We start from the raw sequence: 25,499 nt of genomic DNA on the forward strand, positions 1-25,499 counted from the left end.
GGTAATGAATGCTTTGGAAAAACTAGGATTAAAAGGCGGTCTCGTTGTATCGTGTCAAGCATTGGAGCATGAACCCCTTCACAGTCCGTATATTATGGGCAGAATGGCGGTAGCGGCCAAAGAAGGCGGGGCCATTGGGATTCGGGCCAACACGGCAATAGATATCCAAGAAATTAAAGAGCAGGTGGATCTGCCCGTCATCGGAATTGTAAAAAGAAACTATGGAACCAATCCGGTGTTCATCACACCGACGATGCGTGAAATAGACGAATTAGCCGAAACTCAGGCGGAGATCGTAGCCTTGGATGCAACGCTCCGGCCAAGACCGGACGGCAGGACATTGAAGGAGTTTGTCGGCGAGATCCGCCGTAAATATCCTCGGCTGCTGTTGATGGCAGATATCTCGGCAACAGCTGAAGCGGTGAATGCGGAACAACTTGGTTTTGATTTGATATCTACGACTTTAGTCGGTTATACAGAGGAGACAGCCGAAAGTAAACTGTACGATCATGATTTTGCCATATTAAAAGATATCGTGTCCCATGTGAAGACTCCGGTTGTGGCGGAAGGAAACATCTTGACGCCGGAAATGGCGGCAAGCTGCCTGAAAGCAGGAGTATATTGTGTTGTCGTTGGCGGAGCCATCACCCGTCCGCAGCAGATTACGGAACGCTTTGTATCGGAGATTGCAAAATTAGAGCACCGGACAAAATAATATTTTTGTAAAAGAGCGAGTATCGGCGGCTGGATTTCTGCCAATGCTCGCTCGTTCTTATTCCGCTGAATACAACGCCTGCAGTGTTTGCTGCCGTGCTTTCAGTAAATTTTCGTCTTGAAGCAAGAGAAGAGACATCACGTCCAAAATATAAATGATGGCAAGCTGGCTGTTGATGAAATTCACGTCTCCCGATCGTCCAATATCCGGCGTGAATAGACAAATATCCGAAACTTCGGAGAGGGGGGTATGGTCAAAGTTGGTGATTCCGATGACTTTGGCGCCTCTTTTTTTAGCCTGACCCAAGGCATGACTTACCTCTGTCGTACGTCCTGAGTTGGACAATCCAATCACAACATCATTTTTCCCGAGAAGGGAGGCGCTCATCGTCATCATATGTGAATCCGTTACAGCATCGGCCACGAGATTCATCCGGCTTAGTCTGTATTTAAATTCCAGGGCGGAGAGGCCGGAACTGCCCAAACCGTAAACATAGATTCTGCGGGATTTCTTAATCAGCTCAACCACTTCTTCAATTCTTCCGGTATCCAGCATTTCGGCTGTCGCATTTACGATGTCATTGTACAGATTTTGCGTTTTGACAAAAATATCCGTATCATTACGAGGCTTTTGGGCTTCACGGTTCAGCAAAATTTTGAAATCGACAAAAGTGTCGCAGCCCACTTTCTTGCAAAAACGGGTAATTGTTGACGTTGAAGTATTTGTATACGAGGCCAAATCCTTAATATTGATATTGTTAATGGATTGACGATTGCGTATCACGTAATCGGCAATCTCTTTTTCCTTGGCTGAAAATCGTTGATATTCAAGCTGCAGTATGTCAATGACACTGGACGACATCACAAAAAGCCTCATTTCTATTAGGATGGTATATTATCCATTTTAACAGTAGGTTTCCGTGAAAACAAAACAGAAGCCGGGGCAAAAGAAGAAACAGGAGCCGCGGGATCGGCTCCTGTTTCTTTTATTTCAAAGGTTAGACGGGGGCGCAGCACGCCTTATGCTTCTTGCCGCTGCCGCACGGGCAAGGCTCGTTGCGGCCCGGAGCTTTGCCGGCGAAGTAGCGCTGTAAATTGTGGCTGTAGAGCTCCTTGCGCAGCTTGTCGCCCAGCTCCTGCATCCGTTCATGGGCATGAGCATAAATCCGCTTATAGCTTTGGCAGAAATAATCCGGAGCGGATTCGGTTCCTTCCGCATTCCATTTGCGGTTCCGCGGGCAGCCGCCGTAGCACAAACGCTGCCATTCGCAAGACCGGCATTTGTCCGGCAAAGCCGGCTTCATCCGGTGGAAGCGCTTGTAGTTGGGATGGGCCAGCATGTCGGCGATGGAAGCGCTGGCGACATTGCCGACGGTCCACTGCTCGTTGATGAAGAAGTCGCAGGGGAAAGCATCGCCGTTTTGCTCAAGCACAAGGCTTGTCGGACACGCCGCCCGATGGACGCACAGCTCCGCTTCGCGGTTAATGTAAACGCTTAGCATGTTATCAAAGAAGCGTACGGAAACCTGCGGGTCGCTGTCATTGTACCACTCGTCGAACACTTCGCAGAGGAAATCGCCGTATTCCTCCGGCGTAATTTCGTAGACACCGGGCTGGTCCACTTGCTGGGAACGGAAATCCATGCAAGGGATGAACTGGACGTAGTCGAAGCCGTGCTCCCGGTAAAACGCCATCAGTTCCTTGGCTTTGCCTACGTTTCCTTTATGGATCACCGTCAATATATTAAAATCGACCTGGTGCTTTCGCAAATGCTCGATGCCGGCCATAACCCGGTCGAAGCTGCCTTTGCCGTTGGAAGTCACCCGGCGGGCGTCATGAATCTCCTTGGGGCCGTCAAGGCTCACGCCGATCAGAAAATTATAGGTTTTAAAAAAGGAAGCCCAGCGGTCATTGATCAGCGTGGCGTTCGTCTGCAGCGAGTTGCTGATGATCGTATGCGGCGGGGCATGCAGGGCTTGCCGGTAAACCACTTCCTCAAAAAACTCCAGCCCGGCCAGCAGCGGTTCTCCGCCCTGCCAGGCAAAACCCACGGCGCCTTGGCTATGCTCCATGTAATCCTTAATGAATTTATCCAAAATGGCGGAATCGATCCGGTTGATTTTTGGCCCCGGCTTACCGCCGCAGGTGCTGTAATAACAATAATCGCAAGCCAGATTGCAGTCCTCCGACACGGTTTTCCACATTACACCGATGTTGGAATGGCGGGCTGTCATGCAGTTTCCCGACAAAGCAATCCCCCCTGTCTATGTTTAATTCTATGACTATTTCAAAGATATCATCCACTTTTAATAATGTCAAAACAATAAAAAGTTTCCGAGTAAAGCGCTTTCAATATATTTATACAGCGGAATAACTCTGTTCTTTGTTCCAATATGAAATTATCTTTGCTGCTGATGCTGAAATCGGGTCCTGGATTTTCTGACATAGTAAACAATCATCAGCAGCAAAGGGAGCACAAAGCCGATGGTGAAATCCCAGTCCACCCAAGTGGCTGGGATTCTTTTCATGTAGAAAATAATATCTTCCGATACCAGCTGCGAAAGTCCAAACAAGAGGAAACCAACCGGGAAAATTAAAGAACGGAAATTTTTCAGGTTAAACAGCTGGGCGGTACCGAGCGTAAAGGCGTAGAAATACAGCGCCGTTTTGAAATAAGTGGTGATGATCCACACGATGGCCATAAGCGCTTCGATTCTTTGCAGGAAGTTGCCGATGTTGATTTTTTGGGCCAAAATATAGGCGGCGTAAAATTGATGCTCGGATAGATATGCTCCCAGAACGGTAATGGACAGAAATAAAATCAGATTCAGGATAGCCGCTCCGATAATCATGGAGAGAAAGATATCTCTGTTGGTAGTCCTGCTCAGCTTGACGTACGGATGCACCATCTGAAATACCATCATTTCGCCAAACGGATAACTGATGCCAAACAACACGGAGTGCAGCAATTTGGGCAAAGGCGTATTCATGATCGGGAACAGGTTTTCCAGTTGGACCTGCGGGAGCAGCAGAATCATCAATGAAGCCATAAACAGCACGAACAGGGGCAAAAATATTTCGGCAGCCCTGCCCAGCGTCTCGAGACCAAGGCGGAGGCCGTATACCACCAGAATCAGGGTCATGACACGAAAAACGGCGCCAGGCGTCGCTTCAAAAATTTGCGTACACATGAAATCCTCGATTTCACGAAGGTAGATCGATGTTGCCATCAGAAAGAAAAACAAATAAAACAGGTTGACTGCGGTTCCGGCCCATTTTCCTAATATTTTGTTAATTTTTTCGATAAGGTTCAGCTGGGGGTAAAAATAATGTACCCTGATCGGAATCGCTATGCCGGCGAGTCCCAGCGGCAAGCTGATTAAACCGGCGATCCAGGCGTTCTGATGCGAGTCGGTCGTCATGGTTAAGGGATAAATCAGCGCCATGTCGCCCACAAACACAAAAAGGGCAAGCACAGCCAGCTGTCTCGAAGATAAGCGCCCTTTTTCCAAGCTCATGTCCCATACCTCCTTCGAACTGTAGAGTTTTTCCGGCCGGGTACCTCATTTCAGCGGCAGTCTGTGCTAGTATGCCGGGAATGAATAGACAGTATGCTCCTGTCCTGGATTTTTTCGGAATAATAATGGCTGATTGGACCAAAATAAGCAAAAAGAACCCGGGTGAACGAGAGTGGATAAATCAACAAGCCTTAAAGGTCAATTGCTGTCCAGTCTGCAGGAGAACGAAATCCTGCTGCAACAAGCGCTTGGCGGGAGCACGGATTTGGTGAAAAAGAAGCTGATTTTGGGCGCAAACACGGAGCTGGCCTTGTTTTATATCGATGGTTTGGTAGATACCGGCATCCTGCACAATTCCATCCTTTACTCGCTGACTGAGCGGGGATTCTCCGAACATGATGACCTGAAAAAGCGGAATGCCGAACAAAAGCTAGGGCTTCTCAAGGATTACGTTCTGATGGCTGGAGATATAAAGGAAATCGCCGATTACGACAAGCTGCTGCATGATCTTTTGTCGGGATGCATCATCCTGCTGCTGGAAGGAGCAAACAACGCGCTGCGGATCGCGCTTCCCGGCTGGGAGGACCGCAATGTCGGCGAACCGAGCTCACAGGCGGTTATACGCGGTCCGATGGAGGGGTTTACCGAGAGATTGCGCACCAACACGGCGCTGATCCGGCGGAAAATCAAAGATCGGCATTTATGGCTCGAGACGTTTCAAATCGGCAAGGTAACCCAAACCGATGTGGCCATTATGTATCTGGACAACGTTGTCAACGCGGAAATCGTTAATGAAGTTAAACGGCGTCTGCATAAGATCGACACGGACAGTATTTTGGAAAGCGGCTATATCGAAGAATTCATTCAGGACACGGCCGTTACCCCGTTTCCCACGATCTATAATTCCGATCGTCCCGATACGATCGCGGCGGGGATTTTGGATGGAAAAGTGGCCATTCTGGTGGACGGGACACCGTTTGTTCTGCTTGTTCCCGCTTTCTTTTTGAATTTCTTTCAATCCGCCGAAGATTATTACCAGCGGGCGGATATCGCCACTTTGCTGAGATTCATCCGGTATTTGGCGTTTTTTGTCACGATGTTGGCTCCGGCGCTTTATGTGGCCATTACAACGTATCACCAGGAGATGATTCCCACCACCCTCGTGATCAGCTTGGCCGCGCAAAGGGAGACGGTGCCTTTTCCGGCTTTTGTCGAAGCGATGCTCATGGAGATCGTTTATGAAGTTTTACGCGAGGCTGGCGTAAGAATACCGAAGAATATCGGCCAGGCCATTTCCATTGTCGGGACCCTGGTTATCGGACAAGCGGCCGTGGAGGCGGGTTTTATCTCATCCGCCATGGTTATCATCGTGTCCGTTACGGCGATTTCCAGTTTTGTGATTCCGGAGACGGGGATGTCCATCGCCGCCCGGATCATCCGTTTTGTCCTGATGGCGCTGGGGGCGTTTATGGGATTGTACGGCATTTTGTTCGGCATTTTTATGATCGTGCTGCATTTGGCCGGGCTGCGGTCTTTCGGCATGCCTTATATGAGTCCGCTTGGACCTTATATTCAAAGCGATTTGAAGGATTCCGTGTTCCGCTTTCCTTGGCCGAAGTTAACAACGAGACCCAAGCAAACTGGGCCAGTCGACCTGAAGCGGCAAGGACAAACCGGAGGGGAGGAACCGTAAGCCATGATGCGAACGCTGAAATCAACCCTGTGCGGGTTCCTGCTGATCATTTTGCTGCCTGCTTTGCTGAGCGGTTGTTGGGAAAGGAAAGAACTCAATGAGCTGGCTTTTGTCCTGGGGTACGGATTGGATAAGGAAGGAGACCAATTTAAAGTAACGATGCAGGTGGTTATTCCTTCGGAGATCGCCACATCCACCACCGCAAAGGGAGGCGGAACGCCGGTCACCGTTTACGATTTTAAAGTCAAGACCATTTACGAAGCCTTGCATGAATTCACTTTAGCGAGCTCCCGGTCAAGTTACTTGGGGCATATCCGCGTATTGGTGCTTGGCGAGGAGTTGGCCCGGGACGGCATCGGCAAGGTGCTGGATGTCATTCTAAGAAGCCGCGAGCCACGGTCGGATTTCTATATCATGGTAGCGCGGGATGCCCAGGCTTCCGAAGTGCTGCAGTTTTTGACGCCGCTGGACAAATTGCCGGCCAACCGGCTGTTTTATTCCTTGCAGAAATCGTCCAAGGCAACCGCCAGAACCACGCCCGTTACCATTGACAAACTGGTTGACCGTTTGGTAGCCGAGGGGAGAAACGTCGCGCTGTCGGGCATCGAGATTGTTGGCGACCGTTCTGTGGACGGGGATGCGAAAAACCTGAAAAGCACGAGGCCCAAAGCAAGCTTGCTGCTTCGCGGCCTCGGCGTGTTTAGAAAGGACAAGCTGCTCGGATGGCTCAACGAAATGGAAACGATAGGTTATAACTATATCATGGGTGAAGTCAGCGGGAGTGCCGGTCCGGTCATGGGGGAGGACGGGCAACCCATCGTGATGGAGGTGCTCCGATCTTCAACCAAACGCAAGGTCAAAATCATCGGCGGGGAGCCGCATATTTATATTACCGTCCGGGCTACAGTCAATGTTGAGAGCACACAGAGCACGGATCGGCTGGATGACGACCGGGTGATCAGAGAATTGGAGAAAAAGTCGGAACAACGGATCATTTACCTCATGGAAAATGCGGCCGATCATATTATTGAGAAATACAATTCCGATATTTTGGGGTTTGGCCAACTGATTTACCAATCCCATCCGAAGGTGTGGGAGAAGCTGAAGGATCAGCGGGAAACTTACCTGAAAACGCTGCCCGTTCATTATCAAGCTTCCGTACATATCAACCGGATTGGCACCATCGATAAATCATTTCAGGATGACATAAAGGGGTGAGGGCCAAATGAAGGACTTTCTGGCGGTGCTGCTGGTTGCCGCATGCTGTATAGCGATTGATCTGCCTTCCTTGGCCCGCTCCCGCCGATTCGGCCAGCTTGCCGTCTTCATCCTGCTCTGGATCGCCGGCATTTCGGCAACACTTTGCACTGTATTCAAGGTGCAGGTTCCCAGCCCGCTTTATTTCATCATTTGGTTATATACGCCTGTCAATGATTTGTTTCAGCGTATGTTAGGATGATAGTTTTCGCGAGCTAGTTTCCTTCCCACTCCTGCAGCATCATGACGGCCGCTCCGGTGGCCACGGCTTCTTCGAGAAGCTGTCCCTGCGTGAAGACCGGGCTGTACTCGGGATAATGGTAGGTGTTTTTCTTGGCGATCTCCAGCGCGGTGTCGAATACGAGCGGATGTGCGCCGACAAGCGGGCCGCCCAAAATGACGTATTCAGGATGCAGCGCATTGATCAGGTTGGCGAGCCCAATGCCCAAATAAGCGGCCGTTTCCGTAAATTGCTCTTTTACCAGCGGATCGTCTTGGGCCAGGGCGTCTACCAGCGTGGCAAAGTTGACCTGGTCCGGCGAAATACCGGAGAGCAGGCTGCCGCGCCCGATTTTTAGCTGGGTGCGCACCCGTTCTTCAAGGGCCGGCACCGACACAAAGGCTTCCAATGCCCCGTAATTGCCTTTTTCCCGCAGCCTTGGCCCATTCGCCTGAATGATCATCTGGCCGATCGCCCCTTCGGTATCCACGGCCCCGCGCAGAATCTGGCCGCCGGACATCGCGGCCGACCGAATGTTTACACCGGAGTGCACGTAAAGGGCATGCTGGATGTTTTCGGACCGCAGCGCCCAATGCTCCCCGATCAACGCGGTGTTTGCGCCGTTATCGAGTTTGGCCGGGAACCCCAGCCGCTCCGTCAGCATTTCGCAAATCGGCACGTTGTTCCAGGAGGAGGCGGGGAAAAATTCCGGCTCAAGAATGATTCCTTTTCTTTGGTCCAGCGGACCAACCGCCCCAATCCCCATGCCCAAGATATCGCCGGGCGAGATGCCGTGCTTGGCCAGGAACTCCCGCGCGCTATTCACAACGTGATCGACAAACAGCTCGGGCGTCATGTGTTCGTCCATTTTCCAACGGGTCAGGGACAAGGTGTTGATATGCATATCGTATAGTCCCAGCGTGGAATAAAGGCGGGAAATTTCTAAGCCGAACAGATAGCGGTACGTCGGATTGGTTTGAAACAAAATCGGCTTTCTTCCCCCGGTAGAGTGGCCAAGTCCGGAGACGATGATCAGCCCCTGGTTGGTCATCTCTTCAAGCAAGCGCGTCATGCTGCTGCTGGTGAGCGAAAAGTGATTCAACAAATCGGCTTTGGAGACGGTCCCGAGGTAGGAAATCCGGTCGTAAACCTGTTTTTTTATCGAAGGATTGGAATGAGTAATCATAACGTACGTTTCTCCATTTCCAAGTTAATTAGTCGGGATATTACAAGTATAGCGGCAACTTCGCGTTATTTCCAGTTAATTTCATCAGAATAATCAACATAAATTCTATTTGAAATTATGTTGGGCAAAACACACAACTTAGGAGTTGATAAGCGCCTGAATTTTGCGAATTTTTTATAAATTTATCATAACTTTAATCCAAAATGAAATTAATGTGTTATAATGCTTATAGCTTCTAGTAAAAAAGCATGACGAGACAGAAAAGAGTGAGTTCGGATGAACCGCAAGCTAATCCAGCGTATGAACACTTTATGGCAAATCTTTTGTGTGTTTTTTAAAATAGGACCTTCCACGTTTGGCGGCGGCTACGCGATGATCGCGACGATCGAAGAGGAAATCGTGTATAGAAAAGGGTGGATGAACCAGGAGGAAATGGGGGACATGGTGTCCATTTCGGGATCAGCCCCCGGCGGCGTGGCCGTCAATTCCGCGGCTTTCATCGGCTATCGGCTGGGCGGAATCGCCGGCGCCGTGACGGCCGTGACCGCGATTACGCTGCCTACGTTTATCATCGTGTTTCTCCTGAGCCTATTAAGCTATTTTTTCAAAGATAACGCCAAAGTGGCAGCCGCATTAAAAGGCATTCACGCCGCGGTCGTTTCCCTGATCATCGTAGCCGCTTTCAAGATGTGGAAATCCTCCGTCCTGGATGCGGCCACACTGGTGATCGCGGGAATCGCGGTCGCGCTCCTCTTATTTACCGGCATTCATTCGTTTTATCTTATTTTGGGGGGGCCGATCGCCGGGACCATCGTCGTGTTGATTAAGCGGAAATGCGGGATGACCGTGCGGACGGAAAAGGCGCGGACCGAGGATACACAGGAGCTTCACTTCCCGGAATACTACATCTAAAGGGTGATCATCTATGCTTTGGCAGCTGTTTTTGGTCTTTATCAAAGTAGGGCTTATTTCCTTTGGCGGCGGCTACGCGGTCATGACGCTGATTCAGCGGGAGGTGGCGGCCATGGGATGGGTGGATGCCGGGGAGTTTCAGGAGATCGTCGCCTTGGCGGGGATGGCCCCGGGTTCCATCGCTACGAATGCGGCCACGCTGATCGGATATTCGCAGGCTGGGATTTGGGGAGCGATCGTGGCCACGGTCGGGATCATTTTGCCGTCGCTTATTATCGTCATCCTGCTTACGGCCTTTTTCCTAAGACTGCACAGCAACGACTGGGTCAAGTCCTCGTTTTACGGCCTGCGCCCGATCGTGACGGGTCTGATTATTTACGCCGCCATCCATTTCGGACTCAGCGGGCGGAGCGAACCTTTGCTGAGCTGGTCCATGGCCGGAACGCTGCTGATCATTGCCGGAAGCCTGGCCCTGGTGGCCAAATACAAAGTTCATCCCTTTGCGGTCATTTTGCTGTCCGCGGTCGCGGGAATCGTGCTGTTTTAAATCAGGGCCTCCTAATTTGCTGATTAGGAAGCCCCTGTTGTTTTTTAGCGTTAATTGGGATTCAAAACCTAAAGCGGCGCTTGACCCAACAATCATAGAAACTTCACAAAAAACATAAGGGCAAAAAACGTCGTTATTCCGGCGAGATCCGTCAATTGGAGGGAAATAGAGGAAATTTATGTCGCTATTTTCCCTCGCCGCAAGGAAATGCCGGCGTTCTGGACCATTCATAGAGAAATAAGTACATAAAGTGCCGCTAATGGAGATGAACAGGGCAGGCTCCGGATAATAAGTACATAAAATGCCGCTATTTTGAAGGCCGACGGCCGGCCGTTCCAGACAGCCGGCTGTCAAGAACCGGTTTCCAGGTTGAACCTTAATTGGCCGCGCTCGATTTCGAGGTTAAGTATTGCGGCGGGTTCACACCATCGATCAGCAAAAGGCCGTCGTATTGATCGCGGGGGACCAGGCTTTCCGGGATGATGCCCCAGCTGTAAGCAAACCGCGGTTCGAACATCCAGGAGTTCCCGCGCTCTCTGCTTTGGTAGCGCAAATCGACGAACGTATACGGCGTCTTGGCCGCGGACAGGATCGACTCGACCGAACCGGGCTCCAGCGGAAGCACGTCGTGTACGGTTTTGGTGTTGTCCGCCGTTTTGCCGCTGGCTGGATACAGACCAATGGTATAGCTGTATTTTTTCATCTCGTCCGGGAGCAGTTCGCCCATCAGTTTCACCGGGTACGGCGTGCCCATGACTTCGCTGTGCGCTTTGCGGATATGGTCGTTATGCCCCCAGACGATAAATTTCTCCGTTGGATATACCTCGGTGACCAGCCACATCAGATTATCAAGCATCGTCTTGTCCCGCCATTCCATCGATTCGAAAAACGGGGCGTAGTCTCCTGTCTGCATGCCGAGGTTGGCGCGAATCGAAATCTCGGCGTATTCATTGGCGAAGCGGATGCGTTCGTTCAGGCCGCGCTCCAGCAGCACCGGAAGTTTAGCGTTGTCCGGATAGCGCTCTTTCAGGGCGGCCTGCGTTTTTGCGGATTCTACATCTTTTAAGATGTCGTTATAAACCTGGATGATAGCGCTTTTGTCCTCTTGGTATCCTTTCAGATCGGTGCCGTTCGCATAGTCGGACAGCCTCTGCTCCGTGTTTGCCAGGCGTTCTGCCAAGGTCTGGTCCTGCAGCCAGCCGCCGTCCAGCAGCGGATACTGCAGCTGCATGTCGAATCCCGTTAAGGCGAGAGGCTGGTCGCTTTGTTGCGCAGCTTTAATGTATTCAAACAACGGCAACGTCTCCTTGGACCACCAGACGCCAAAAATCGCCTGCTTCATCGTCTGCTCCGCGCTTTGGGATGCCGACTTGGCGTAGGCCAGCGAGGTGTTTGCCAGTCCGCTTTCAAAAGCGAGGACATGATATCCCATTTCTTCGTGAAGAAATTGGATCAGCCTCGTTTTGGCCAGACTAAATTCCGCCACCCCGTGGGAGCTCTCCCCGAGAAATACGATCCGTTTGTCCAGCAGCAGCGGCTTCAGCATGCTCAGATCTTGAAAAGCCTTGCTCCGGTCGGCGCCTGCGTCCACGGGCTGAATCGTCTCCAGTTTGTAGGCATGGTCGTTTGCCCACGCTTCCCAGTCCTTGATTTTGTCTTCGGCCGTGCGGGCGGGACCGGAAGAGACGACTGTTCCTTGAATACGCTGATTACTCCCGCCGGATGCGGCCTTCGTTTTCGGGATGTGTACCGCCCCCAGAAAAATCGCCGTAATCAAACCTAGCGCAAGCGTGCGTTTGAATGTCTGTTGTTTCATGAAATGATCTCCCTACCTTTTAAATTTAGGCATATGCCGGGCGTACGGGATATTCAGGTCAATCCTCCTCCCAAAACAGCTCGTCAAGCGTGCGGGATAGCGCCTTGCAGATGGCGATGCACAAGCTGAGGGTGGGATTGTATTTGCCTAGTTCGATCAAACCGATCGTTTGCCGCGACACGCCTACGATCTTGGCCAGTTCTTCCTGGGACAGATCTTTTTCGACCCGGGCCATTTTCAACCTGATATTTTTCATGCAAAATCACCTGTCTCCCTTCCCCTGGCCGCCGGATTACTCCTGGTCATTTTGCGATGCTTTGCGGCTCAGCTTGTTGGCCATAAAGTGCATCAGCGTCAAGCCTCCGGCAAACAGCGGAATATACAGGCCGATTGAAAACAAAAATACCATCACAAAGTACTTTAGGTAAGTGTTCTCATCGCCGTACAGGACGGCGCTGCGGATGCCGATCAGCAGCGCCAGCGCAAGCCCGATGGCGAGCCCCGTATATAAGGTGAGCTTGCCGTAGGAGCGTTTGCCACTTTGTTCATAAACCTCGACCTCATCCGAATAAATGCCGAGCGCGATGCTGCGGATGACGTAATACGCGCCGCCCGCCAGCAGGATAATAACTTCGAGCAGCGTGGATTGTTCAACGCGGTAGGCAAAGGTCTTCCAAAGGACGGAGACGCTGCAAATGATCGCGATCAGCACGTAAATTTCCTTATAGATCCGGTTTTTCAACTGCTCAATGCGCTCATCGCGCACCGTTCCTTTTTTGTCGAACCATTTCATCGTGATGTCTCCTTTCAAATTTGCTTAGTCACAGTATAGAACATATATCGGACATTTTGCAATATATATATGTCATTTTGCTAATCAGCCAACTGCCCGCAAGGGCGGCTTCCGCTGCGTTTTTTCCGTTTCATTCGGAAAAAATGCAAATTGAATGCGCTATCATGTTCAATATAATTGAACTATAACAACATAAGCCGATGCTTCCGCTGCGAGTTTTGCTCGAAGCTCATTCAGGAAGTAACGCTCACAAAACTTTGAGGAGGGTCTGCAATGTTCGACAGAATGTTGGAACGTATTGAGGGGGTCATGGCGCCGGTTGCCGATTGGGCTTCAAACAACCGCTATTTGCGTTCGATCATGACGGCCATTTTATCAACGCTCACACTTACGATTGTCGGAGCGATCGCCGTGATCATCGGCAAGCCTCCCATCCCGCAGGTCGTTCTGGAATCATCCGGGTTCATTCCGTCCCTGCTCCAGGGCTGGGCGGCGTGGGGGGAACAAAACGCCTGGCTTCGCGGCATCAACGATATTTCCACGGGCATCATTGGCATCGCTTTCACGTTGGCGTTTACTTTTAACCTGGCGCGGCACTACAAATTAAATGAAACCGGAGCCGTCATCAACAGCGCGATGATATATTTCATGCTCGTCGGCCAGCCGCAAACGATCATGGTTAACGATGCCCCCACGCTCCAAGTGGCGATGTCGGCGTTTGGCTCGTCCGGGATTTTCTCGGGAATTGTGATCACGATCATTACCGTCGAGCTGATCCGTTTCTTCCAAACGAAAAAGATCGGGTTCCGCTTTCCCGATTCTGTCCCGAATTACGTGCAAACATCGTTTAACGCCATTCTTCCCGGCATTGCGGCGGTCATTGTCTTCGTCGGGTTGGACAAGCTTTTGCTCGGCTTGACGGGCGCTCATTTGTCGCAGCTGATCACCAACTTGTTCGGGCCGCTGGTGCATAACTTTGACAACGTCTACATGGTCGGGTTTTTCATGGTGCTGATCAATTTGTTCTGGTTTCTGGGCATTCACGGCGGAAGCATTGTCATGCCGATCATATTGCCGATCGAAATCCAAAATATCGTTTCCAACCTGAACAATTATTCGGCGGGCCTGCCGTACGACAAGGTGTTTACGACGCCTGTTCATTTCGGCTTTATCGCCATCGGCGGCGCCGGGGTGTTTGCTTTGGCCCTGCTGAACACCCGCAGTAAGTCCAAAGGGCTTCGCCAGGTCGGGAAGATCGGCATTCTGCCGGCCATATTCAACATCAGCGAACCGACGATGTTCGGTACGCCGATCCCGCTAAATACCAGACTGTTGATTCCGTTCCTGCTGGTGCCTGCGGTCAATACGGTGATTACCTATGCGGCTTTTCACTGGTTCGATATGCTTAACGCACCGATCCTGAACGTGCCGGCGCAAACGCCGGTGATCCTGATCGCCATGGCCGCGTCGGCTTCGGTGAAGGCCGGTCTGGTGGCGCTCTTCATCATTGTGGTGGATGTGATCATCTATTATCCGTTTTACAAACGCCTCGAGAGCAAAATGGTGGCCGAGGAACAGGAAGAGGAGCGTCTGGCCGCGGCCGGGGAAGGAACGCCAAGCCACAGCTAGCAACAAAGTAGCGACTTAAAGTATAGTTCACCTCTCAAATCTGAATAAAGGATGAATGGGAATGGAGACAAATCATGAACTTAATCTGGAACAAATTTGCATGGAAATGATCTCATCGAGCGGCACGGCCCGGGGACTTCTCTTGGAAGCGATGGACTACGTCAAGCCGAAAGATGAAGAGAAAATACGGAAACTGTTCGAGGAGGCAAATACCTTGCTGCGCCGGGCGCACCGCAGCCAAACCTCGCTGATGACCGGCGAGACCAACGGGCGAAAGGTTGAGATGTCCGTATTGGTGGTTCATGCTCAAGACCACTTGATGACGACCCTGACGATTCGCGATTTGGTTGAAAAATTAACGGAGGTGCTGTAAATGAACATTTTATTGGTTTGCGCAGGAGGAATTTCCACCAGCATTTTGGAGAAAAGCATTCGCGACGCCTTTGGCCCCGAACGGGCGGACTGGAAGGTAGAAGCGCATCCGGTGGATCAGTTGGAAGCTTTAATCGACGACTTCGACGTTGTGCTGCTTGGCCCGCAGATTCGCCATAAGCTGCGCGCGGTGGAAAAAACGTGCGCGGCCAAAGGCAAGCCGTGCGAGGTGATCGACAGCCGCGACTACGCGCTGTCCAAGGGGGATAAAGTGCTTAAGCGGGCGATCGAGCTGGCGGGGGCTTAGGCGTCTAGTGAAAAACCGGCTTTCTGAACTCGCATTTCCAATTTAGTAAAGGAGGGGAAAAGATCAAGTGGTGGAGTATGCCGGAGGGGGCAGCTTCACCGCTTGGTTTACCTATGCCGAAGAAACCGAATATTGTCATGGTCGTTGCCGACCAGTGGAGAGCCGATGCTATTGGCTACACCGGCTGCGAAGCGGCCGTTACGCCCAACCTGGATGAACTCGCCAAGGAAGGAGTCGGCTTCTCCAACGCGTATTGCCAGCTTCCGGTCTGCGTGCCGAGCCGCTGCTCGTTTCTGTCCGGGTGGTATCCGCATACGCGGGGCTTTCGTACGATGCATCATTTAATGGGACCGGAAGAGGCCAATATTTTGCGGACGCTGAAACAAGACGGTTATCATGTGTACTGGGGCGGAAGGAACGATTTCCTGCGGGCCGATGCGGACGCCTTCGACTACTGTTCGACCAGGGACGACCGTTACAGAGCTTTTTTTCAGCAAATGAGAGAACGGAAAACGAAGCAGCAAGCAGCGCCGGCCGAGCCGGGGTCCGGCCCCATGGAATACGATTATTCCCACTTCCGCGGGGTTACCGCGAGCGACGACAAGCGGATCGACCGGGAGCAAATTGAACATGCGATTGAATTTGTGGAGGGCTATGGACAGGAGGAGCCGTTTTGCCTTTACCTGGCGTTGTCGCTGCCGCATCCTCCATACGGTGTGACGCAGGAGTGGTACGACCGCATCGACGGAGAGAAAGTTCCGGCCCCCGTTCGCCTCACCGAAGCGGAATGGGCCAAGAAACCGGCGATTTTGCGGGGCATCCGCGGCAACCAGAAGCTGTACGAATGGTCCGACGAACGTCTGAAGGAAATGAAACGGGTATACTATGCGATGGGCACGGAGCTGGACGCTTATGTCGGCCGGCTGCTGGATACGCTTAAAGCGAAAGGCGTTTATGACGACACGCTCGTCGTCTTCTTCAGCGATCACGGCGACTATACGGGCGATTATGAAATCGCCGAGAAAAACCAAAATACGTTTGAGGATATGCTGACCCGGGTTCCGCTCATCATCAAACCGCCGGCAACCATGGCGGTTAAGCCGCGCGTGACCCCCGCGCTGACCGAACTGATCGACATCCAGGCTACCTTGCTGGATTTGCTTGAGATTAAGCCGGACTATACCCATTTCGGCAAGTCGCTGCGCCGTGTGTTGGAAGGGGAGGACGAGCTGCGGGACGTCGTGTTTGCCGAAGGCGGTCGCCTTGAAGGGGAGAACCATTGCATGGACGCCGGGCACGCGCCGAGCAATGAATATTGGGCCAGGACGGTAGAGCAGGAGAAGCTGCCCCAGCATACCAAGGCGATGATGATTCGGGACCATAGATATAAATACGTCTACCGGCATTACGAGCAGGACGAGTTTTACGATATGCGGCAGGATCCTTATGAGCGAAACAATTTGATCGACGATCCGGCATACGCGCCGCTGATTTCCAAGTTTAAGGAACGGATGCTCCGGCATTTTTTCGAAACGGGGGATGTCGTTCCGCACCGGTATGACCAGCGGACTTAAATGATAGACACGTAAGGATGATCCAGGTGAACTTAACCGAAAAAGAAACGAACCTCTTAAAGCTGTTTCTGGATAACGAACAGCCGCTGCCGGTCAAACAACTAATGCTCAGCTTAAACATCAGCGACAAAACGCTGCGCAGCATGGTCAGAAAAATCAACGCTTTATTGGGAGAGTTCGGCGCGGAAATCGCGCTCTTGCGCGGCAGCGGATATGTGCTGGAAGGCGGGGACAGACCGGCGATCCAGCGGGCCGCCGAGGAGGCGGGGGCCTCGGAGCAGGCGCTGGCGGTTCAGGTGTTCCGCTTGATGATCGATCTGCCGGGATATGTGACGATGGAGAACATCGGCGAGCGATTCTATATCAGCAAAAGCAAGCTGAACGGCGTGCTCGGCAACATGAAGGAGCAGATGAAGCCGTTTGGTCTTGAGCTAAAGGCCAAGCCGCACCACGGCATGAAAATCGCCGGGGAGGAGTTGGGCAAAAGGCTGGCGATCGCTTCGCTCCTGCGCGAGCAACAGTATCTGCGGCCGGGTGAATTTCAAGCCGTCGAACCGATCGTAATCGGTGAATTTCAAGCCCGCAGCATCCGGTGTTCGGATATCGTGCTGGAAAATTTGATCTATCATATCAAAATCATGCTCAGACGCTGCGCCATCGGCCATGTCATTCTGCTGGAGCGGAACGGCGGGTATGAGGACAACCCCGATTTTCACCTGACGGACGCCATTCTCGGCGGTTTGGAGCGGGAACTGAAGCTAACGCTTCCGGCCTCCGAGAAAATGTACCTGTACTCGTATCTGATCGGCCAGATCAGTTCGATCAAACAGGACGCGGTAAAGGACACCCGGGTAAAAATCGAGATGATCATCGACGCGTTTCTGCAAAAGATCGAGCAGGTTTACGATGTGTCGCTATGGGATGACAGCCGGCTGCGCAGCGGTCTGGTGTTCCATTTGGAGCCTTTGATCGGCCGCCTGCACAACGACGTGCATTTGAAAAATCCGATTCTGCGGGAGATCAAGCAGCAGTTTCCGTTTGCTTTTAACCTGGCCGTACTGCTGGCGGAAGAAATTCAGCGGATTTATCAGAAGAAGCTGATCGACGACGATATCGCTTACCTGACGATGCATATCGGTTTGGCGCTTGAGCGTGACGTGCAAAGGGGCAAAATCCACTTTGACCGGATCGCCATCGTCTGCACGACCGGCCAGGGAACGGCGGAGCTGCTTAAGTTTAAAATCGAGCATACGTTTCCGAACGCCCATTACGTCAAGACGTTTTCGCTGTTCAACAAAGAGGAAGTGCTGAAATTTGCGCCTGATATCGTCTTTTCCACCGTGCCGGTCGAGATCGGCGGCATTCCGGTGGAGATTATCAGTCCCTTTTTTACCGATGAAGATAAAGCGAAGCTTACGGTTTACCAGAAACGGAAGGAAAAAGAGCGGCTGATCGGGCGGTATTTTTCCGAGGATTTGTTTTATGGGGCGCTATCCGCCGGGACGAAGCAGGAGGCGATCCATAAAATGTGCAGCCGCATTGCCGAAACCGGCATTACCCCGCCCGATTTCGAGGAACTGTGCCTGATCCGCGAAAATCTGGGCAGCACCGCTTTCGGCAATTTGATCGCGCTCGTGCATCCGATCGAGCTGTGCTCGGCGGTCACTAAGGTCGGCGTGGGCATCCTGAAGAAACAGATCGACTGGGCGGGCGTCCCGGTAAAGGTCGTGTTCGTGATCGCCCAGGCCAAAAGCAGCGAGGCGCGGGATTTGCTGCTGCTGATCCAGGAAATCGTCCATGACTCACCCCTGATGATCCGGCTATGCGAGGCGGAATCGTTTGCGGGGTTCAAGCGGATATTGCTTAAGGACGCGGGGCGGTAAGGTTAAGGACATATGGGGCGCCGGTGTATTATTTTAAGGTAGCGTCACGGGGCAAAATTCCGCTGTACGATGCCGGTGCAAATTAATAGTTGGATAGGCATAGATAGTGATACGCCATGCGGGTGAGGCCGGGCGGAGGGGCCCACCCCTGGCCTTTAAGTTTATCTTGGAAATCTAACGGTTGTACCAGCCGCTATTTTGCCCAAAAAGGCCCTTTGGTACAAAAAATGCCGCTAATGAGGATGAACGTGCCTGGCTTCGGATAATAAGTACATAAAGTGCCGCTATTTGAAGGGAGACGCTACCGGCCATTCCAACTAGCCGGCTGTCATGCCCCCATAAGTGACCGCTATTTGCAAGTACTGGAGCATTTCGAAGACATGGCAGTTGGCAGGCCGTCAGCGATTTGGTTTTGTATAGTCGGAAGTAAGCCTCTCAGGGGACGGCGGTTCCGAGCCGCCCATGCCGGTATTGTTTGGGCGTTACGCCGGCGTATTTTTTGAACACTTTGGTAAAATAGCTCTGGTCGTGAAACTGCAGCCGGGCGGAGATGTCGGAAAGGGAGTAGGCGGACAAGGACAACAGTTGTTTGGCTTCCTCCACCCGCTGCCGCTGGATGTATTCGGTCAGGCTGATGCCCGTTTCCCGCCGGAACAGCCGGGAGAGGTGGACGGCGCTGACGCCGGAAGCCTTCGCCAACACCGGCAGGGCAAGCTCCTCGTACAGATGATCGAAAATGTAGCGCTGGCAAACCGCGATCGGCCGGGATACGCGCTGATCCAGGCCGCGTTTTACGCCGTCGGCGAAGTCGCCCAAGGCCGCCTGCAGCGCGCTTTCCACTTTATTGACCTCCCCAAGCTCCTCGATATGTTGAATGTGCATATCGCTTAAGGTGTAAGCTTCCTCCGGAAACATGCCGCCTTCCATCGCCGCCCGCGTCGCCAGCGTGATGACGGTAATGGCGATGTTTTTTTGGTGCCGCAGGGGGCTGCGCCGGGACAAAATGCCCACCCCTTGGTCCGCGAGGGCGGAGAAGGCCCGAAACAGCTCTTTTTTGTTCCCGTGTTGGATGTGCTTCAGAAACAGCTTTTCGGTGTCCGGCGAATGGTGGTAAACGCCCTCCTCCCGGCTGCCGGAAAGGCGGAGAGAAGCCAGGGCGGCCGGCTTCAGGGCGGCGCCTTCCGCCGCGGGTTCGGACGCATCGATCAAATCGGTCAGGTCCAGGGATTGGCCGGTGAGCCATTCGTGGACGAGCAGCCCTGCGTGCAGCAGCCGGCTCTTGTCGATTATGGGCAGGTTCCGGTAATATGCAAGCCATACGGGGCGCTGCCGCTGCGGGACCATGAGATCCCGCAACAGTCCGGCCAGCAGGTCCTCCGGCCAAGCCGCCGAAACCGCCGGACCGATCATAATCCATCCGCCGGCAAGCTTACCTTCTTCTCCCGTGGAGACGAGGAGGAAGTTTTCCAGGAAAGGGGTGGAATGCAGCATCGGAACGGCAATGGGAGAGCGTTCGCCGATCCATTCGGTGATCTGCTCCTGCAGGCCGCCGTATCTTGGATTTACCGGAAGCGCATCCGGGCGGCAGCTTTGGATCAGGCCATCGTTATCCGTACGGATAACGGGCAGCAAAGTTGCTTCATGAAGCAGGTGGCAGATGCGCTCCAACCGCCCGCCAAGATCCGGCCGTCCAGTCATAATCCTCCTCCTAAAAGTTTTATGAGCGTTACTTCCTGATAAACCTCGAATAAAACTCGCTTCGGAAGCATAGGCTCACAGGTTAAATAAATACTATAATTGCAAAAATTATACCATAATGAGCGAGCAAAAGTCCTTTAAAATAAAAACAATCGGATATTGAAAGCGATACCAAATCATGAGGGAGAGTGCGTATCACCTATGAAAGCGAAGATCAAGGACATCGTCGCCAAACTGACTTTGGAAGAAAAAGCGGGCCTGTGCTCCGGCCTCGATTTTTGGCATACGAAAGGCGTGGAGCGGCTCCAGATTCCCTCCGTCATGATGACGGACGGCCCGCACGGCTTACGTAAGCAAAGCGCTTCCGCCGATCACCTTGGCCTCAATGACAGCGTGCCGGCCACTTGCTTCCCGTCCGCTGCCGGACTGGCCGCGTCGTGGAACCGCGACTTGATCCGCAGCGTCGGCGAAGCGCTGGGCAAGGAATGCCAGGCGGAAGGCGTGGCCATGCTGCTGGGACCGGGGGCCAATATCAAACGTTCGCCGCTGTGCGGGCGGAATTTCGAGTATTTTTCCGAGGACCCTTATCTGTCTTCCGAAATGGCCGCCCACCATATTCAGGGGGTGCAAAGCCAGGGCGTGGGCACCTCGCTGAAGCATTTTGCCGTCAACAACCAGGAGCATCGCAGAATGTCTACGGACGCGGTGGTGGACGAGCGGACTTTGCACGAAATTTATTTGCGCAGCTTCGAGGGGGCGGTTGTGCAGTCCCAGCCGTGGAGTGTCATGTGTTCCTACAACCGGGTGAACGGGGAATACGCCTCGGAAAATCATGATTTGTTAACGGAAATTTTACGCGAAAAATGGGGCTTTGAAGGTTTCGTCGTGTCCGATTGGGGAGCGGTCAACGAACGGGTCCGCGGGCTGGCCGCCGGGCTTGAGTTGGAGATGCCGTCCAGCGGCGGCGCGGGAGACGCCAAAATCGTCGCGGCCGTCCAAAACGGCAGCTTGTCCGAAGCCGTGTTGGACCAGGCGGTGGAACGGATTCTTTCCTTTATATTCAAAGCGGCCGAAAACCGCAAAGAGCAGGCGGGCTTCGATGCGGAGGAGCACCACCGGCTGGCCCGGATCGCGGCTCAGGAGAGCATGGTGCTGCTGAAAAATGAGGGGGACATTCTGCCGCTCAGCAAAACGGGAGCGATCGCCGTGATCGGCGAATTCGCCGAAAAGCCCCGTTACCAGGGGGGCGGAAGCTCGCACGTCAACCCGACGCGCCTGGATTTGGCCTTGGACGAATTGAACAAAGCGGCGGGCGGCAGCGCTAAAATCGTGTATGCCCAAGGCTTCGAGCTGGACCGGGACGAGTGTGACGCCGAGCTGCTGCGCGATGCGGCCGACAAGGCGGCGAACGCCGACGCGGCGGTGCTGTTTATCGGCCTGCCGGACCGCTACGAATCGGAAGGCTACGACCGGACGCATCTGCGGCTGCCGGCCAACCAGATCGCCGTGCTGGAGGCGGTAGCCGAAGCGCAGCCGAATCTGGTCGTGGTGCTGAGCAACGGCTCGCCGGTGGAAATGCCGTGGATCGGCAAGGCCAAGGCCGTCCTGGAAGGCTATTTGGGCGGCCAAGCGGCGGGCGGCGCCGTGGCCGACATCCTGTTCGGCGATGCAAACCCGAGCGGCAAGCTGGCGGAAACATTCCCGGTGCGGCTGGAGGACAATCCATCCTACCTGTTTTTCCCCGGCGAGGGCGATCGCGTGGAATACCGGGAGGGCATTTTTGTCGGTTACCGCTACTACGACACTAAGCGGGTGGAGCCGCTGTTTCCGTTCGGCCACGGCCTCAGCTATACCACGTTCGAATACGGCGATTTGAAGCTGGATAAAAGCCGGATACGGGACGATGAAAAAGTCACGGTTAGCCTGCAAGTCACCAATACGGGGGACCGGGCGGGCAAAGAAATCGTTCAGCTTTACGTCCGGGACGTGGAAAGCAGCGTCATTCGGCCGGACAAAGAGCTGAAGGGCTTCCGCAAAGTCGAGTTGCAGCCGGGGGAAACGAAAACGATCGTTTTCGAGCTGGATAAAAGCGCGTTTGCCTACTACAATACTGCGTTGAAGGATTGGCATGCCGAGTCCGGAGAATACCGGATTCTCATCGGCAAGTCGTCCCGGGACATCGTACTTGAAGGGGCGGTCGAAGTGGTTTCTACAACCGCTGTGCCTGTCGTATATACGGCCAATTCGCTGATCGGTGACCTGATGGAGCAGGCCGCCACCCGGGACATCGCCAAAGAGCTGATGGCGGCCACCGGGCTGCTTGCAGCAAGCGAAGACGAGCCGGATGATATGATGCTGGCGCTGATGAAATACATGCCGCTGCGCGGTACGGTTGCTTTCAGCCAGGGCAAGTTTACGGACGCGATGCTGTCCGAGTTGCTGGAACGGCTGAACGGAGGGGCAAGAGCCCAGGGACGGGCGGAATAACGGAATAAAATGAAAAATGGCGCTGTTTTTGCGGAAGCACCTGACCTTCCGCGAACAGCGCCGTTTTATTTCGCTTGATCGGATAGCGAGCAAAAGCATGCTTAACCAGTTGGCTCTGACCATTAATTGCAAATCATGTAACTAACTTTATAATCATTTACCCAATCATTCGTTTAATTGCATTTCGTACATTTATTTCCTCGTTAATAGCCTCATTCTTCGAAAGATGGCGGAGTAATTGCAGCTTTTGCACTTATCCAAGCGCTGCGGCAGCATTTCCGGATAAGTACTGTACATTCTACAACTACTCCATTCAATAATGAACCAAGAAAGCTCCAGAATCCCCTCTTCCCCACACAGGTAACAAATGTCCACCTATCCCAACTTTACGCTACCGTTTTGAAAGAGGTAATCTGCTATATTTTATGTGAAAGCGGTAACATAATACTGACGAAAGAAGGAACTACGATGAGCGACACGTTGCGGCAGGGGCCTGATTCCGGCAAAACGAGGCTGGAGGAAGTGCTTGACGACAAAAAATTTTTGGGGCATCCAAGGGGAGTGGGGGCTCTGGCGGCGGGGAACTTTTTTAATTCCTTCGCCTGGGGAGCGCTGTATGCGATTTTAATTTATTACCTCTATTCTCCATATACGCAGGGCTTGGGATTTACCCAAGGCCAGGCCGCGTCCATGGTTACGGCGATGGGCGCGTGTAATTCCATCTTCATTATTTTGGGAAGCTGGCTGGCCGACCGGGTGCTGGGCATGCGCAAAGCCTTGATCATCGGGAACATCGTCAAAGGGACGGCTTTCGGGCTGCTCGCTATCCCGGCTTTTTCCCTTGCCCAAGGAAGAATCTTTGCCATCCTCGCCTTGTTTTTGATGTCGCTTCCCATTAATGAAAAACTATCACATCGGCTTTCTTATCGCCGCCGTGGCCGCATTTCTCTATGGCGCCGTGATCTTTTTCACCCAACACAAGTTTTTCGGTCCCTTGGGAGAAAAGCCGATCAAGCCGCTGGAGCCAGGGATGTTCGGTAAGCTGTTTGTCCGGTTTGTGCTCGTTCTGATTGCGGTACTCGGCATTATTGTAGCTTTGGTGCTGGCTAAAGTGATCTCCTTCCAGGGCGTGCTGAATATTATTACTTCAGCAACCTTTATCATTCCGATCGTCTTCCTGACCAATTTGTTGAGTAAAAAAGACTTAACGGCTGTAGACCGCAGAAGAATGAAACCATTCCTTAAATTGTTCGCGGCGCAAATCGTGATGGCGCTCTGCGGGGTTATGTTGACCTCGATGGTGGCTATTTTCATCGACCAGAAAATCGACCGCCGCATTTTCGGCATTGAAGTTGCTCCCGGATCGGTTGGGACCATTTACACCGTGTTAGGATTGGTGCTGGCCCCGGTTTTTGTATGGCTTTGGACCAAGACGCGCGCAACCCATATTCGGACGACGTATAAATACGGCTTGGGCATCCTTTTGACAGCGCTTGGCTACGGCTTATTAACTATCCCGATAGTTCTGTTTAAGGACCAGGCGCCATACAGCTTGCTGTGGATGGTATTCTACTACCTGTTCCTGACCTTTTCGGACAATTTGGTCGGGCCGATCGGTTTATCGCTTGTGGTTAAATTGTCGCCGGACGCCTACCATACTCAGATGCAGACCGCTTGGGGACAAGCGGGCACGATTGGGAATGGCATCGCTTTAGTTTTGTTCAACTTTTATCAAACGGCGGATCAGCAAGTGAATTTATTCCCGATCATGACCGCGCTGCTGGTGGTGACGGCTTTATTCATCTTTGTGTTCTCCAAAAATATCGAGAAGGATATGGTCTAATGCCCATCGTCTATCATAGCATCGATCCCTCATAAATTCGGTAGCGAAAACCTTATTTTAAGTGGACTTTATGACAGCAAATCATTTCTTGTTATAGTGCTTGCAATAAAAAGTTTTGCGGTACTCTGTGGGGGTGACGTTCACATATTTTTTAAACAGGCGCATGAAATATTTCGCATCCTCGTACCCGACTTCGGAGGCGATTTCAACGATGCTCATGTCGGTTTCGGTCAGCAGTTCCTTCGCATGTTTCAGCCTGAATTTGATGATCTGTTCCGAAATTCCGATTCCTGTGTTTTCCTTGTAAATCCTGGACAAATAGTTCTTGTTGTATTTGAAATGATCGGCGATTTGTTCAAGCGTGATGTCTTCAAAGGCATGGATGCGGATCCAATCCTGAATCGGCTGCAGCCGGTTGCCGTTGGATGCTTTTTGGATCAGGTAACTTTTGATTTCCGCGGTCAATTCATATAAAAGGCAGGATAAATAGGCGTTGAGGTAGCTCCGCGGTTTCTTTTCCTGATATAAATCGAGCAGTTGGTTGAACATGACATGAAAGCGCCGGGAGTCGATTTTGTTGGTGTATATGGGCAAAATGATCATCTCGTCCGGGTCTTTTTCGTTGATTTTCCGGATGACTTCCGCTTCGGTTCTAGGGCTTAAATGGTTCCCCGAGAAATGCAGCCAGTGAAATTTCAGGCGGCCTTCGCAAACTTTAAGTCCGCGGTGAAACGTGTGCGGGGGGATGAGCAAAATTTCGCCCGATTCAATGGCGTAGGGAACCCGGTTGCTCTCGATGTGCAGGGTCGAGTCGATGGGGCAGATGATTTCATAACTGTCGATGACCCTTTCTTGGTGAATCCACGGTTGATTGGTAATAAAGGTGCCCGCGGACAAAAAGGCAGCCTGTTCCGAATACTCATCATCAACAAGGTACATGATGCCAACTCCTTCAATTTCGAACTCGGATATATAGTAAATATAATCCACCTATTCTTTTTTTCAACTACTTACTTCAAAACGGTTTTCTTGTAACATGAGAAGTGTGAA

The 25,499-nt window shown here is 52.4% G+C and carries 23 protein-coding genes; 14 read left to right on the plus strand and 9 right to left on the minus strand.

Annotated features, from left to right (window positions below; genetic code table 11):
* Positions 1–4: 4 nt before the first annotated feature.
* Entirely contained in the window at positions 5–715 is a 711-nt protein-coding gene (locus NYE69_RS15485; protein ID WP_412761739.1) for an N-acetylmannosamine-6-phosphate 2-epimerase, read from the plus strand.
* 57 nt (positions 716–772) lie between these two features.
* Here NYE69_RS15485 and NYE69_RS15490 read toward each other — a convergent pair whose 3' ends face one another.
* The 3 genes from NYE69_RS15490 to NYE69_RS15500 form a co-directional block, all read right to left on the minus strand.
* Positions 773–1,576 carry a MurR/RpiR family transcriptional regulator gene (locus NYE69_RS15490; RefSeq protein WP_340926892.1) on the minus strand — a complete coding sequence of 268 codons (804 nt, stop codon included), beginning with the start codon at positions 1,574–1,576 and terminating at the stop codon, positions 773–775.
* Positions 1,577–1,712: 136 nt separating this feature from the next.
* Positions 1,713–2,963 carry an anaerobic sulfatase maturase gene (locus NYE69_RS15495; RefSeq protein WP_340926893.1) on the minus strand — a complete coding sequence of 417 codons (1,251 nt, stop codon included), beginning with the start codon at positions 2,961–2,963 and terminating at the stop codon, positions 1,713–1,715.
* Between the two features lie 150 nt (positions 2,964–3,113).
* Positions 3,114–4,232, minus strand: coding sequence for a GerAB/ArcD/ProY family transporter (locus tag NYE69_RS15500; RefSeq protein ID WP_340926894.1), 1,119 nt, complete (start codon positions 4,230–4,232; stop codon positions 3,114–3,116).
* Positions 4,233–4,404: 172 nt separating this feature from the next.
* Here NYE69_RS15500 and NYE69_RS15505 point away from each other — a divergent pair, with 172 nt between their 5' ends.
* The 3 genes from NYE69_RS15505 to NYE69_RS15515 are packed head-to-tail and all read left to right on the plus strand — an operon-like array spanning position 4,405 to position 7,384.
* Positions 4,405–5,925, plus strand: a complete 1,521-nt coding sequence (locus NYE69_RS15505) for a spore germination protein (RefSeq protein ID WP_340926895.1) — start codon at positions 4,405–4,407, stop codon at positions 5,923–5,925.
* Between the two features lie 3 nt (positions 5,926–5,928).
* Positions 5,929–7,143 carry a Ger(x)C family spore germination protein gene (locus tag NYE69_RS15510; RefSeq protein ID WP_036623958.1) on the plus strand — a complete coding sequence of 405 codons (1,215 nt, stop codon included), beginning with the start codon at positions 5,929–5,931 and terminating at the stop codon, positions 7,141–7,143.
* Between the two features lie 7 nt (positions 7,144–7,150).
* The gene (locus NYE69_RS15515) at positions 7,151–7,384 is read left to right on the plus strand and encodes a hypothetical protein (protein ID WP_036623957.1); all 234 of its coding nucleotides are present in this window, start codon (positions 7,151–7,153) and stop codon (positions 7,382–7,384) included.
* 13 nt (positions 7,385–7,397) lie between these two features.
* Here the strand turns inward: NYE69_RS15515 and NYE69_RS15520 are convergent, their stop codons facing one another.
* Positions 7,398–8,588: an ROK family protein gene (locus NYE69_RS15520; RefSeq protein ID WP_340926896.1), complete on the minus strand. Its 1,191-nt coding sequence runs from the start codon at positions 8,586–8,588 to the stop codon at positions 7,398–7,400.
* Between the two features lie 276 nt (positions 8,589–8,864).
* On the opposite strand from NYE69_RS15520, the gene NYE69_RS15525 reads away from it, so the two are divergent.
* Together NYE69_RS15525 and NYE69_RS15530 are read left to right on the plus strand one after the other, a co-directional pair.
* Positions 8,865–9,500, plus strand: a complete 636-nt coding sequence (locus tag NYE69_RS15525) for a chromate transporter (protein WP_340926898.1) — start codon at positions 8,865–8,867, stop codon at positions 9,498–9,500.
* Positions 9,501–9,513: 13 nt separating this feature from the next.
* Positions 9,514–10,047, plus strand: a complete 534-nt coding sequence (locus NYE69_RS15530) for a chromate transporter (protein WP_340926900.1) — start codon at positions 9,514–9,516, stop codon at positions 10,045–10,047.
* 376 nt (positions 10,048–10,423) lie between these two features.
* On the opposite strand, the gene NYE69_RS15535 is transcribed toward NYE69_RS15530, so the two are convergent.
* From NYE69_RS15535 to NYE69_RS15545, 3 genes are read right to left on the minus strand one after another with little or no spacing between them, the layout of a single operon-like run.
* The gene (locus tag NYE69_RS15535; protein ID WP_340926902.1) at positions 10,424–11,863 is read right to left on the minus strand and encodes an erythromycin esterase family protein; all 1,440 of its coding nucleotides are present in this window, start codon (positions 11,861–11,863) and stop codon (positions 10,424–10,426) included.
* 58 nt (positions 11,864–11,921) lie between these two features.
* Entirely contained in the window at positions 11,922–12,119 is a 198-nt protein-coding gene (locus NYE69_RS15540) for a helix-turn-helix transcriptional regulator (RefSeq protein ID WP_340926904.1), read from the minus strand.
* 36 nt (positions 12,120–12,155) lie between these two features.
* Positions 12,156–12,656, minus strand: a complete 501-nt coding sequence (locus NYE69_RS15545) for a DUF6773 family protein (protein ID WP_340926905.1) — start codon at positions 12,654–12,656, stop codon at positions 12,156–12,158.
* A gap of 273 nt (positions 12,657–12,929) precedes the next feature.
* Here NYE69_RS15545 and NYE69_RS15550 point away from each other — a divergent pair, with 273 nt between their 5' ends.
* The 5 genes from NYE69_RS15550 (at position 12,930) to NYE69_RS15570 (ending at position 18,421) form a co-directional block, all read left to right on the plus strand.
* The gene (locus tag NYE69_RS15550; protein WP_340926907.1) at positions 12,930–14,285 is read left to right on the plus strand and encodes a PTS sugar transporter subunit IIC; all 1,356 of its coding nucleotides are present in this window, start codon (positions 12,930–12,932) and stop codon (positions 14,283–14,285) included.
* 61 nt (positions 14,286–14,346) lie between these two features.
* Positions 14,347–14,658, plus strand: coding sequence for a PTS lactose/cellobiose transporter subunit IIA (locus NYE69_RS15555; protein ID WP_340926908.1), 312 nt, complete (start codon positions 14,347–14,349; stop codon positions 14,656–14,658).
* Positions 14,659–14,964 carry a PTS sugar transporter subunit IIB gene (locus tag NYE69_RS15560; RefSeq protein ID WP_036623949.1) on the plus strand — a complete coding sequence of 102 codons (306 nt, stop codon included), beginning with the start codon at positions 14,659–14,661 and terminating at the stop codon, positions 14,962–14,964. It begins immediately after the preceding gene.
* Between the two features lie 77 nt (positions 14,965–15,041).
* Positions 15,042–16,538, plus strand: coding sequence for a sulfatase-like hydrolase/transferase (locus NYE69_RS15565; protein ID WP_340926911.1), 1,497 nt, complete (start codon positions 15,042–15,044; stop codon positions 16,536–16,538).
* A gap of 17 nt (positions 16,539–16,555) precedes the next feature.
* A complete protein-coding gene (locus NYE69_RS15570) occupies positions 16,556–18,421 on the plus strand; it encodes a BglG family transcription antiterminator (protein WP_340926913.1) in 1,866 nt (621 codons plus the stop codon).
* A 435-nt stretch (positions 18,422–18,856) separates the two neighbouring features.
* Here the strand turns inward: NYE69_RS15570 and NYE69_RS15575 are convergent, their stop codons facing one another.
* Positions 18,857–20,119 carry a helix-turn-helix domain-containing protein gene (locus NYE69_RS15575; protein ID WP_340926915.1) on the minus strand — a complete coding sequence of 421 codons (1,263 nt, stop codon included), beginning with the start codon at positions 20,117–20,119 and terminating at the stop codon, positions 18,857–18,859.
* 201 nt (positions 20,120–20,320) lie between these two features.
* Between NYE69_RS15575 and NYE69_RS15580 the strand changes: the two genes are divergently transcribed.
* The 3 genes from NYE69_RS15580 (at position 20,321) to NYE69_RS15590 (ending at position 24,449) form a co-directional block, all read left to right on the plus strand.
* Positions 20,321–22,606 carry a glycoside hydrolase family 3 C-terminal domain-containing protein gene (locus tag NYE69_RS15580; RefSeq protein ID WP_340926918.1) on the plus strand — a complete coding sequence of 762 codons (2,286 nt, stop codon included), beginning with the start codon at positions 20,321–20,323 and terminating at the stop codon, positions 22,604–22,606.
* 522 nt (positions 22,607–23,128) lie between these two features.
* Entirely contained in the window at positions 23,129–23,647 is a 519-nt protein-coding gene (locus NYE69_RS15585; RefSeq protein WP_340926921.1) for a hypothetical protein, read from the plus strand.
* Complete coding sequence (locus NYE69_RS15590) at positions 23,565–24,449, plus strand: POT-type proton-dependent oligopeptide transporter (protein ID WP_340930413.1); 885 nt, start codon at positions 23,565–23,567, stop codon at positions 24,447–24,449. Before NYE69_RS15585 ends, NYE69_RS15590 begins: the two co-directional genes overlap by 83 nt.
* Before the next feature lie 81 nt (positions 24,450–24,530).
* On the opposite strand, the gene NYE69_RS15595 is transcribed toward NYE69_RS15590, so the two are convergent.
* Complete coding sequence (locus tag NYE69_RS15595) at positions 24,531–25,388, minus strand: helix-turn-helix domain-containing protein (protein WP_328269766.1); 858 nt, start codon at positions 25,386–25,388, stop codon at positions 24,531–24,533.
* Between the last annotated feature and the right edge of the window lie 111 nt (positions 25,389–25,499).

The sequence above is a fragment of the Paenibacillus sp. FSL R5-0527 genome (assembly GCF_038008055.1).
In the GTDB taxonomy this organism is placed as follows: Bacteria; Bacillota; Bacilli; order Paenibacillales; family Paenibacillaceae; genus Fontibacillus; species Fontibacillus macerans.